Origin of the sequence: Streptomyces synnematoformans (genome assembly GCF_039531005.1) — a bacterium.
In the GTDB taxonomy this organism is placed as follows: domain Bacteria; phylum Actinomycetota; class Actinomycetes; order Streptomycetales; family Streptomycetaceae; genus Streptomyces; species Streptomyces synnematoformans.
The window spans coordinates 1-10,644 of record NZ_BAAAPF010000249.1 but is presented as its reverse complement, the minus strand read 5'-3'; the positions used below and the strand labels follow the sequence as shown (position 1 = coordinate 10,644).

Below are 10,644 nucleotides of genomic sequence, written 5' to 3'. Positions count from 1 at the left end.
GCGGGTGCTGGAGCGGCGGGCGCGGCGGCGGGCGGAGCGGCCGCGGCCGGGGCGGCGGCCGCGCGGCGCAGCAGCCGGTGCGCGGCGGAGTTCATCGCCCGCATCGCGAGCGCGTACAGCGGCGGGGCCGCGCGCTGCAGCGCGTGCGCGGCGCGCACCCGGCCGGAGGTGTGTACCAGACAGCGGTTCGGCGCCATGCCCCTGAGGATGATCTCGGCGACCTCCGCCGGCGACTCCGCCTGCCGGCGGAAGCCCGCCTGGAGCCGTTGGAACGCCCTGCTCTCCTTGTCGACGCCGATGATCTCCACGGTCTCGGTCAGCGGGGTGTCCACCGCCCCCGGGCAGACCAGGCTCACGCCGATGCCGTGCCGGCGCAGGTCGAAGCGCAGCACCTCGGAGACGCCGCGCAGCCCGAACTTGCCCGCGCTGTACGCCGCGTGCCACGGCAGCCCCAGGAGGCCGGCCGCCGAGGAGACGTTGACCAGGTGGCCGCCGCGGCTGGCCGCGATCATCGGCGGCACGAAGGCCTCGACGACGTGCACCGGACCCATCAGGCTGACGTCGACCATGGCGCGCCAGTGCCAGGTGCTCCACCGTGCCCCACGCCGAGATCCCGGCGACGTTCATCGGCCCGCCCGCCGCGGCGTGCACGCCGTCGGCCACGGCCCGTACGGCGTCGACGTCGGCGACGTCGGAGGCGGTGGCGCAGCGCACCGTGCCGCCTTGCGCGCGGATCTCCGCGGCGGTGGCGTCGAGCCGGTCCCCGTCCAGGTCGGTGAGGTACAGCTCCGCGCCCCGGGCCGCGGCCAGCGCCGCGGTCGCGCCGCCGATCCCGCCGGCCGCGCCGGTGACGAAGATCCGCCGTCCCGTCAGGTCCCGCATCCCCGGTCGCTTCATCTACCGCACGGTAACGTTCCGCGCGCCGGACCGGAACAGGGCGTGCTGCGGGGGCCCCGCCCGCGGCCGCGCCGCGGCGGCCCGCGGGCGGGGTCGTACGGGGGTCAGCCGGCCGGGTCCAGCCGCTGGACCGGGCCGCCGAGGTCGAGCACGTACAGCTCGTTGTCACCGCCCTGCACGAAGGAGACCACGGAGCCGCCGCTGACGCCGAGGTCGGTCTGGCCGGTGACCTCGCCGTTCTCGACCTGCAGGGCGCGGACGGTGCCGTCGCAGTAGTCGCTGAACAGGTACTGCCCGGCCAGCTCCGGGAGCGCCGTGCCGCGGTAGACGAACCCGCCGGTGACCGAGCAGCCGAGCCCGCCGCGGCCGTACTCGTGGACCGGCGGCACGTGGTTCGCCGGCTCCTCGCCGTCGAAGACCTCCGAGCCCTCCATCCGGCCCCAGCCGTAGTTCTCGCCGCCGGGGCTGCCGCCCGGGGCGCGGTCGATCTCCTCGACCCGGTTCTGCCCGACGTCGCCGATCCACAGGTCGCCGGTCTCGGCGTCGAAGGAGAACCGCCAGGGGTTGCGCAGCCCGTACGCCCAGATCTCGCCGCGTGCCCGTGCGTCGTCCGCGAAGGGGTTGTCCTCGGGGATCGCGTACGGGTCGTCGCCGGCGGGGTCGATCCGCAGCAGCTTGCCGAGCAGGGTGCCCAGGTTCTGGCCGTTGTCGTGCGGGTCGCCGCCGGCGCCGCCGTCGCCGAGGCCGATGTACAGCATCCCGTCGGGGCCGAAGGCTATCTGGCCGCCGTTGTGGTTGGCGTACGGCTGCTCCTGGGTGAGGACGGTGCGCCGGGAGCCCGGGTCGAGCGCGCCGTCGGCGACGGCGAACTCGTCGACGGTGCTGGTGCCCTCCCGGTCGGTGAAGGAGATGTAGAAGTGCTGGAAGTCCGGGTCGAAGGCGATGCCGAGCAGTCCGCGCTCGCCGGTGGCCGTCGTCTCGTCCGAGATGTCGAGCACGGGCTCGCCGAGCCCGGAGCCGTCCAGTACCCGGACCGTGCCGGCGCGTTCGGCGATCCAGAGTGTTCCGCCGGGGCCGGCGGTGCCCGCGCTCGGGTTCCGGGCCTCGGCGACGGTCGTCAGCTCGACCGCCGCCTCGGCGGTGCCGGCGGGCGGGTCCGCGCTGGCCACGGACAGCGCGACGCCGGAGACGGCGAGGCAGAACCCGGCGGCGATCGCCGAGATGGTGCGCACTCTCATGGTGACCCTCCTGGGGTGGGGTTGAGGGCTTCGTGGGGGAACGGTGCGTGCGCTCGCACTGGTCGGGAGATGCCCCCTGGTGCGCAGGAGGATATCCCGCGCGCCGTTCCCGATGAATACCGCAACCTCGGCCCCCGGAGCCCGGGTCCGGGCGGTGCCCGCCGGGCCGGCTGCCCGCCGCGCCTGCCGTCCGCCGGGGAGCCGTGCACCGGCGAAGCGCTGCGCGCCGCGGGGGACTCCGCGCCGCGGGAGGGGCAGGATGTGTCCCGCGGTGCGGCCGCGGCGCGCAGCGCCGTCTCTCAGAGGTTGCCGACGCCGGCGCCCCCGGTCACGGTGTCCTTGACGCTCTCGGCCGGCTGCACGTCGTAGCCGTACGGGATGCCCGCGACGGAGCCGCCGGCCTGGCCGCTGCCGGAGTTCTGGAAGTGGTTGCCGCGGGCCTCGATCGTGCCGGGGCCGGAGCTGCCCTCGCCGAGGTGGAAGGGGTCCCCGGTGTTCTCGAAGTAGTTCCCCTCGATCAGCACCCCGGCGCCCTCGGTGGAGGCGACGCCGTAGGAGCCGATGTCGTTGTAGTAGTTGTTGAGCACGTGCACCGGGTTGCCGAAGCGGACCCGCGGGTTGCGCTGGTTGGTGCCGTCGAACCAGTTGAAGGCGTACGTGACGTGCAGGGCGTTCGCGTCCTCGCCGGCGTTGTTGTCGCTGTGGCCGAGCAGCGCGTTCTTGTCGTGGTCGTGGAAGTGGTTCCAGGAGACCGTGATGTTGTCCGACGCGCGCTTGATGTCCAGGTTGCCGTCGTACGCGTTCGTCAGCGTGTTGTGGTCCAGCCAGATCCTGCTGGAGTACTGGACGTTGATGTTGTCGTCGGAGCTGCCGGAGATGGTCATGTTCTGCACGATGACGTTGCTGACCTGGCTGATGTTCAGCCCGCCGCCGCTGATGCGGCCGTTCGTGCCCACGCCGACGATGGTCTTGTCGGAGGCGACCTTGGTCATCCCGCTGAGCTGGATGTTCCCGTTGACCTCGACGATGCGCGGGCCGTTGCTCTGCACCGCGCTGGTGAACGCTGCCGCGTCCGACACCCTCACGGTCCCGCCGCCGGCCCCGCCGGTGGTGCCGGAGCCGAAGCCGATGGGCGACGCCGCCTCCGGGGCGGACTCCTCGGCCACCGCGCCCGGGACCAGCAGGGCGGCGGTGGCGGCGGCGGTGGCCGCCGCGACGGCGACGACGAGCTTGGTGCGGGGCTTCCTCCTGTGCGTGCGCATGTTGCTCTCCGTCCGGTACGTGTGCGGGTGGGGGGTGGTGCGCCCGCCTGTCGGCGGCACGCTCCGGCCCTGGGTTGCCGCCGGACGGCCGGAGGTTGCCGGTCGGTGCGGCTCACCCGCGGGCGGGGGCCTCCGCGGGCGCCGCCGTGCTCTGCCGCACCACCAGCCGGGTGGCCAGCTCCATGCGCAGCGCGCCTTTGCCCGGCTCCCGGGGGCGCACCAGCATCTGCGTCGCCTCCTCCGCCATCTGCCGCAGCGGCTGGTGCACGGTGGTGAGCGCGGGGCTGGACCACTGCGCCAGGGGCACGTCGTCGTAGCCGACGACCGACAGCTCGTCCGGCACGCTCAGCCCCTTCAGCCGGGCCGCCTCCAGCACCCCGAGCGCCTGCAGGTCGCTGCCGGCGAAGACGGCGGTGGGCCGGTCGGGCCCGTCGAGCAGGTCCATGGCGTGGTCGAAGCCGCCCTGCACGTGGAAGTCGCCGAATCGGACGTGGCACGTGTCGACGTCGAGGCCGGCCATGGCCATCGCCGAGCGGTAGCCGTCGAGCCGGGCCAGGGAGCACATCATGTCCTCGGGGCCGGTGATGATGGCGATCCGGCGGTGGCCGCGTTCGATGAGGTGGCGGGTGGCGGCCATGCCGCCGGCCCAGTTGGCGGAGCCGACGGAGGGCACGTCGGGCTCGGGGTCGCCGGCCGGGTCGACGATGACGAACGGGATGGCGCGCGAGCGCAGCTGCTTCTTCACCCGGTCCGGCAGGGTCGAGAAGACCAGCACCACGCCCAGCGGACGGCGCCGCAGGACGCCCTCGATCCAGTCCGGGTCCGGCGCGTGCCGCGTGCCGCTCTCGGTGAGGACGACGCTCGCCTGGTTCTGCTTGGCGACGTTCTCCACCCCGCGGATCAGCTCCATCGCCCAGACGCTCTCCAGCTCGTGGAAGACCAGCTCGATGAGCGGGGCCTGCGGGGCGGCCTGGGCCCGGCGGCGGTAGCCGTGCGTCTCCAGCAGCCGCTCGACTTTCGTGCGCGTGGGCCGGGAGACATCGGAGCGCCCGTTGAGAACTTTCGAAACCGTCGAGAGTGACACCCCGGCCTGAGTCGCTACCTCGGCCAGGGTCACACGGCCGTCCACGTCGTCGTCTTCACGCATGGTTCGAAGGATAAGGCACGGTCAGCGGTAACGGTTTGGTCGCGCGGCTGCAGGCCCGTTGACCCTCTGCGGTGCCTCGCCTACTGTCCAGCCCTACATCGACTTTCGGTGTTCGGGACGAAATTTTCGAGAGGCATGCGTATGAAGACTCGAAGGGGGACGCCCCGCATCGTCGCCGGCGGCGTGGCGCTGGGGCTCACGCTGGCCCTGACGGCCTGCGGTGACGACGGCGGATCGGGCTCCGGCGAGAACGAGTTCACCGTGCTCGTCTACGGTGACGCCACCAACGAGGTGGAGAAGAAGCTCGTCGAAGAGTTCAACAAGACGTCCGAGGTCAAGGCCCGTCTGGACACCATCCCGGGCGCCGAGTACCAGCAGAAACTGCAGACGATCATCAGCACCCCGCAGGCCCCCGACGTCTTCTTCCACTGGGGCGGCGGCAGCATCAAGCCGTTCGTCGACGCGGACCTGCTGCTGCCGCTGGACGACTTCATCAAGAAGGAGCCCGGCCTGAAGGACAACTTCCTCCCCTCGGTCTTCGACGCCTCGGTCGTGGACGGCAAGGCGTACGGCGTCCCCATGCGCGGCACCCAGCCCGTCATGCTCTTCCACAACGAGAAGGTGCTCGACGAGGCAGGGGTGCAGCCGCCCGAGACCTGGGACGACCTGCTCGACGCGGTGGAGAAGCTCAAGGACTCCGGCGTCACCCCGATCGCGCTCGGCGGCGGCGACCAGTGGCCCACGCAGATGTGGTTCCAGTACCTCTACGACCGCATCGCCGGCCCCGAGCTGTTCCAGAAGGCGCTCAGCGGCGACACGGAGGCGTGGGAGAGCGAGGACAGCCGGAAGGCGCTCGGCATGATCCGTGAACTCGTCGACACCGGCGCCTTCGGCAAGACGTACGACTCGGTGAAGTTCACCAACAACGGCTCCCCGCAGCTCGTCGCGTCCGGCAAGGCGGGCTTCGAGCTCATGGGCTCCTGGTACTACTCCACCCAGCAGAGCCTGGACGAGAAGTTCGCCGCCGAGGACCTCGGCTACAGCGCCTTCCCGACTGTCGAGGGCGGCAAGGGCGACCCGGAGAACCTCGTGGGCAACACCAACAACTACTACTCGGTGATGAAGAAGGCCGAGCACCCCGAGGCCATCGCCGAGTTCCTGAAGCTCATGTACTCCGACACGTTCGTGAAGGACCAGCTGGGCATCGGCAACCTGCCCACCACGACCAACACCCCGGACTTCCTCGACGAGGCGGCCAGCCCCGAGTACTCGAAGTTCCAGTACGGCCTGGTCGAGAAGGCGCCGCACTTCCAGCTCTCCTGGGACCAGGCGTACCCGCAGTCCGCCGCCACCGACCTGCACAAGGCCATCCAGCAGTTCTTCAACGGCGGGCTGGACGAGGACGGTTTCATCTCGGCCATGCAGGCCCTGCCGACCTCCTGACGACCCCATGACCATCCAGAAAACGCGCGTCCGCCCCGCCGCTCCGCCCGTGAAGCGGCGGCGGACGCCGACCACGAACGTGGCCGACGTGGGCCGCCCGGGATTCATCTGGGCGGCCCCCGCCACGCTGTTCTTCGGCGCCTTCGCCATCGTGCCGCTGATCATGGTCGTGGTGCTGTCCTTCATGTCCTGGGACGGCATCGGCGACCCCGAGTTCACCGGTTTCGACAACTGGCGGCGGGTCTTCGACGACCCCGTGATGATCAAGAGCATCTGGCTGAGCCTGCTGCTCACCGCGCTCGGCGTGCTGCTCCAGACGCCGCTGAGCATCATGCTCGGCGTCTGGGCGGCGGGCAACCAGAAGAACCGCGCGGTGCTCTCGGCCGTCTACTTCGTCCCGCTGCTGCTGTCCGCCACCGCCGTCTCCGTCGTCTGGCGCGCCCTGCTCGACCCGAACTTCGGCGTGCCCGCCGAAGCCACCTGGCTCTTCGGGGACGGCAACCTCTTCGGCGAGCAGGCGACCGCGATCGGCGTCCTGGCCTTCGTCAGCACCTGGCAGTTCACCCCGTTCCACACCCTGATCTACCAGGGCGCGGCGCGGGCCATCCCGCAGGTGCTCTACCAGGCGGCGGAGATCGACGGGGCCGGGCGCTACCGGCAGTTCTTCCACGTCACGCTCCCGCAGCTGCGCAACGCGGTCATGACGTCGATGATCCTCATGGTGGTCGGCGGGCTCACCACCTTCGAGACCGTCCTGATCCTCACCCAGGGCGGCCCGGGCACCGACACCACCATCAGCGCGTACTACATGTACGAAGAGGCCTTCAAGAGCTTCGACTACGGCGCCGGCGCGACCGTCGCCCTCGTCCTGGTCCTGGCGGCGACGGCCATCTCCCTGATCATGGTGCGGCTGTCCGGGTACGACAAGATGCGCAGCACGACGGAGGGCCTGTGATGAGGCGACGTCCCAACTACCTCGCCGGCGCGGGCTCGCTGATCTGGCTCTTCCTCATCGGCCTGCCGCTGTACGTGATGGTCACGGCGACGCTGAAGACCCAATCGGACTTCGTCCAGGGCGGTCCGCTCGGCCTGCCGACCGACATCACCTTCGACAACTTCACCGGCGCCTTCGACACCGGCTTCGGCCGGTACTTCCTCAACACCCTGCTCGTCACCGTCTGCGTTGTCGGCATCGTGCTGCTGCTGGTGCCACCGCTGTCGTACTCCATCGTGCGCAGCCGGGGCCGTGTCACCACCGGTGTCTTCCGGCTCTTCCTGCTCGGCCTCGCCATCCCGCTGCAGGCCGTGATCATCCCGATGTTCTACCTCATCAGCGAGGCGGGGCTCTACGACAACCTCATCGGGGTCATCCTGCCCACGGCCGCCTTCGCCCTGCCCGTCTCCACGCTCATCCTGAGCGGGACCATGCGGGACATCTCCCGGGAGCTGTTCGAGGCCATGGCCATGGACGGCGCCACCCCCCGGCGGATGTTCTTCCAGCTGGTGCTCCCGCTCTCCCGGGGCGGACTCGCCACCATCGTGGTCTTCTCCGCCCTCCAGGCGTGGAACGGCTTCCTCTTCCCGCTCGTCCTCACCCAGTCCGAAGAATCCAAGGTGATCACGCTCGGCCTCTACAACTTCCAGACCGAGCGCGGAATCGACGCGCCCGGGCTGCTGGCCGCCGTGCTCCTGTCGATGATCCCCGTCCTGCTCGTCTACCTGTTCGCCCGCCGGGCCCTCGTCCGGGGCCTCATGGGCGTCGGAGGAAAGTGACCGCGAACGTGGCAGTTGAGACACCCCGGGCAGACGCCCCGGACACGGCCACCCCCGTGTGGAACGACCCGGCACACGACGTCGACACCCGCGTGGCGGCGCTGATCGCCGCCATGACCGTGGAGGAGAAGGTCGCCCAGCTCTTCGGGGTCTGGGTCGGCGCCTCCGCGGAGGGCGGCGAAGTGGCGCCCTACCAGCACGAGATGGAGGAGGCCGTCGACTTCGAGGCGCTGCTGCCCGCCGGCCTCGGGCAGCTGACGCGGCCGTTCGGCACCGCGCCCGTCGACCCCGCGCTCGGCGCGCTGTCGCTGATGCGCACCCAGGCCCGGGTCGTGGCCGCGAGCCGCTTCGGCATCCCGGCCCTCGCCCACGAGGAGTGCCTCGCCGGCTTCGCCACCTGGGGCGCGACCGCCTACCCCGTGCCGCTGTCCTGGGGCGCGACGTTCAACCCGGCCCTGGTGCGGCGGATGGCGGCGGCCATCGGCCGGGACATGCGCGCCGTCGGCGTGCACCAGGGGCTCGCGCCCGTGCTGGACGTGGTACGCGACGTGCGCTGGGGGCGCGTCGAGGAGACCGTCGGCGAGGACCCGTACCTCGTCGGCACGGTCGCCACCGCGTACATCCAGGGTCTGGAGTCCGCCGGCGTCCTGGCCACGCTCAAGCACTTCGTCGGCTACTCCGCCTCCCGCGGCGGCCGCAACCTCGCCCCCGCCGCCATGGGCGAGCGCGAGCGCGCGGACGTGCTGCTGCCGCCGTTCGAGATGGCGCTGCGGGAGACCGGCGTGGGGTCGGTGATGAGTTCGTACACCGACACCGACGGCGTGCCGGCGGCGGCCGACGCCGAGCTGCTCACCGGGCTGCTCCGGGAGACCTGGGGCTTCGAGGGCACCGTCGTGGCCGACTACTTCGGCATCTCCTTCCTGCGCACGCTGCACGGCGTGGCGGGCGACTGGGCCGAGGCCGCCGGCGTCGCGCTGGCCGCCGGGGTCGACGTGGAGCTGCCCACCGTCAAGACCTTCGGCCCGCCGCTGCTGGCGGCCCTCGCCGACGGCCGCGTCGACGAGGGCCTGGTCGACCGCGCGCTGCGCCGGGTGCTGGCGCAGAAGGTCCGCCTCGGCCTGCTGGACGCGGACTGGTCCCCGGTGCCGGAGGCGCTCGCCGCCGCCGGCGTCGAGAGCCCCGGCGCGGCGGCCGACCCGGAGGCGCTGCGCGGCAAGGTCGACCTCGACCCGGTCGACAACCGGAAGCTGGCCCGTGAGGTCGCCGAGCAGGCCGTGGTGCTGCTCGCCAACGACGGCACGCTGCCGCTGCGTCAGCCGCGCCGCATCGCGCTCGTCGGACCCAACGCCGAGGACCCGCACGCCGTGCTCGGCTGCTACTCCTTCCCCGTCCACGTCGGCGTCAAGCACCCCGAGACCCCGGTCGGGATCGGGCTGCCCACGCTCTGCGAGGCGCTGCGCCGGGAGTTCCCCGGCGCCACCGTCACCGTCGCCGCCGGCTGCTCGGTCGACGGGCCGGAGACGGACGGCATAGCCGAGGCCGTACGGCACGCCCGCGAGGCCGACGTCGTGATCGCCGCGCTCGGCGACCGCGCCGGGCTCTTCGGGCGCGGCACCAGCGGCGAGGGCTGCGACGCGGAGTCCCTGGCGCTGCCCGGCGCCCAGCAAACGCTGCTCGACGCCCTGCTGGACAGCGGCACGCCGGTGGTGCCGGTGCTGCTGGCCGGGCGGCCCTACGCGCTGGGCCGGGCGGCGGCGGAGTCGGCGGCGATCGTGCAGTCGTTCTTCCCGGGCGTGGAGGGGACGACGGCGGTGGCCGACGTGCTCAGCGGCCGGACGAACCCGTCGGGCCGGCTGCCCGTCGGGGTGCCCAGCGGCCCGGGCGCGCAGCCGACGACGTACCTCGCGCCCCGGCTGGGCCAGGCCACCGAGGTGTCCAACATCGACCCGACCGCCGCCTTCGCGTTCGGCCACGGCCTGTCGTACACGACGTTCGACTGGTCCGGCCTGGAGGTGGCGGAAGCGGAGTGCGCCACAGACGGCGAGTTCCGGCTGTCGTTCACCGTCCGCAACACCGGGGAGCGGGACGGCACCGAGGTCGTGCAGCTCTATCTGCACGACCCCGTGGCCTCCGTCGTGCAGCCGGTGCAGCGCCTGGTCGGCTACGCCCGGGTGCCGCTGCGCACGGGGGAGGAGCGGCGGGTGCGGGTCGCCGTGCCGGCCGACGTGGCGTCGTTCACCGGCCGCGACGGGCGGCGGGTGGTCGAGCCGGGGGCGCTGGAGCTGCGGCTGGCGGCGTCGAGCGCGGAGCCGCGGCTCACCGCGGCGGTGACGCTGACCGGCCCGCCGCGGTACGTGGACCACACCCGCCGGCTGCACGCCGAGTTCGATCCGCACCGGGACCCGGAAGCGGACCCCGGCGCCGGCGACGAGGCACCCGGCGGCTGAACGCCCCCGACCGCCCGGCCGCCGGCCGGGCAGGCGCGCCGCACCGGACTCCTCCCGGTCCGGTGCGGCGCGCGCCCGCCTCCCGGCCGGCCGCGGCGGCCCGCGGTTCGGGACGGCGAGGGCCCGCCGTCCGCGCGCGGCGCTACGCGAGGGCGCCGAGCGCCTCCGGCAGCTCGCCCGCGTACACCACGCCGAGGCGCTGCGTCGCCCGGGTCAGCGCCACGTACAGGTCGCTGTCCCCGAAGAGCGCCGGCTCCGCCACGATCACCGTGTCGAACTCCAGCCCCTTCGCCTGCCGCGGCCCGAGCAGCACCACCGGCCGCGTCAGGTCCGGCGCCGGGCCCGTCGCCGCGCCCGGCAGCGCCGCCGCCAGCGCCGACAGCAGCTGCCCCAAGTCGGATCGGAGCCATGTCGTTCTGTGAGCCAAGGAGTTGGTA

8 protein-coding genes and 1 pseudogene are annotated in these 10,644 nt (G+C 72.5%); 4 read left to right on the top strand and 5 right to left on the bottom strand.

The features are described 5' to 3' along the window. From ABD317_RS27475 to ABD317_RS27455, 5 genes and pseudogenes are all read right to left on the bottom strand, one after another. A partial coding sequence (locus tag ABD317_RS27475; protein WP_344293018.1) for an SDR family NAD(P)-dependent oxidoreductase occupies positions 1–569 on the bottom strand: 569 nt, incomplete at its 3' end. A gap of 121 nt (positions 570–690) precedes the next feature. After that, positions 691–882 (bottom strand): annotated as a pseudogene (locus ABD317_RS27470) (SDR family NAD(P)-dependent oxidoreductase); the annotation flags it as partial. Between the two features lie 119 nt (positions 883–1,001). Beyond that, positions 1,002–2,135: a PQQ-dependent sugar dehydrogenase gene (locus ABD317_RS27465; RefSeq protein ID WP_344293016.1), complete on the bottom strand. Its 1,134-nt coding sequence runs from the start codon at positions 2,133–2,135 to the stop codon at positions 1,002–1,004. 299 nt (positions 2,136–2,434) lie between these two features. After that, a complete protein-coding gene (locus ABD317_RS27460; RefSeq protein ID WP_344293014.1) occupies positions 2,435–3,397 on the bottom strand; it encodes a pectate lyase family protein in 963 nt (320 codons plus the stop codon). 112 nt (positions 3,398–3,509) lie between these two features. Beyond that, complete coding sequence (locus tag ABD317_RS27455) at positions 3,510–4,544, bottom strand: substrate-binding domain-containing protein (protein ID WP_078627396.1); 1,035 nt, start codon at positions 4,542–4,544, stop codon at positions 3,510–3,512. A 141-nt stretch (positions 4,545–4,685) separates the two neighbouring features. On the opposite strand from ABD317_RS27455, the gene ABD317_RS27450 reads away from it, so the two are divergent. Genes ABD317_RS27450 through ABD317_RS27435 form a run of 4 tightly spaced genes read left to right on the top strand, consistent with a single transcriptional unit; the run spans position 4,686 to position 10,207 of the window. Further along, positions 4,686–5,987 (top strand): ABC transporter substrate-binding protein, encoded by a 1,302-nt coding sequence (locus tag ABD317_RS27450; RefSeq protein ID WP_344293011.1) that lies wholly within the window; start codon positions 4,686–4,688, stop codon positions 5,985–5,987. A gap of 7 nt (positions 5,988–5,994) precedes the next feature. Next, positions 5,995–6,942, top strand: a complete 948-nt coding sequence (locus ABD317_RS27445) for a carbohydrate ABC transporter permease (protein WP_344293009.1) — start codon at positions 5,995–5,997, stop codon at positions 6,940–6,942. Beyond that, positions 6,942–7,760 carry an ABC transporter permease subunit gene (locus ABD317_RS27440; protein ID WP_027751933.1) on the top strand — a complete coding sequence of 273 codons (819 nt, stop codon included), beginning with the start codon at positions 6,942–6,944 and terminating at the stop codon, positions 7,758–7,760. The genes ABD317_RS27445 and ABD317_RS27440 overlap by 1 nt, the downstream gene beginning before the upstream one ends. Further along, positions 7,757–10,207: a beta-xylosidase/alpha-l-arabinosidase gene (locus tag ABD317_RS27435; protein ID WP_344293007.1), complete on the top strand. Its 2,451-nt coding sequence runs from the start codon at positions 7,757–7,759 to the stop codon at positions 10,205–10,207. Before ABD317_RS27440 ends, ABD317_RS27435 begins: the two co-directional genes overlap by 4 nt. The last annotated feature ends 437 nt before the right edge of the window (positions 10,208–10,644 follow it).

Coding starts and splice junctions, on each gene's coding strand:
- ABD317_RS27465 (WP_344293016.1), bottom strand. CDS start 2,135: ATGAGAGTGCGCACCATCTCGGCGATCGCCGCCGGGTTCTGCCTCGCC.
- ABD317_RS27460 (WP_344293014.1), bottom strand. CDS start 3,397: ATGCGCACGCACAGGAGGAAGCCCCGCACCAAGCTCGTCGTCGCCGTC.
- ABD317_RS27455 (WP_078627396.1), bottom strand. CDS start 4,544: ATGCGTGAAGACGACGACGTGGACGGCCGTGTGACCCTGGCCGAGGTA.
- ABD317_RS27450 (WP_344293011.1), top strand. CDS start 4,686: ATGAAGACTCGAAGGGGGACGCCCCGCATCGTCGCCGGCGGCGTGGCG.
- ABD317_RS27445 (WP_344293009.1), top strand. CDS start 5,995: ATGACCATCCAGAAAACGCGCGTCCGCCCCGCCGCTCCGCCCGTGAAG.
- ABD317_RS27440 (WP_027751933.1), top strand. CDS start 6,942: ATGAGGCGACGTCCCAACTACCTCGCCGGCGCGGGCTCGCTGATCTGG.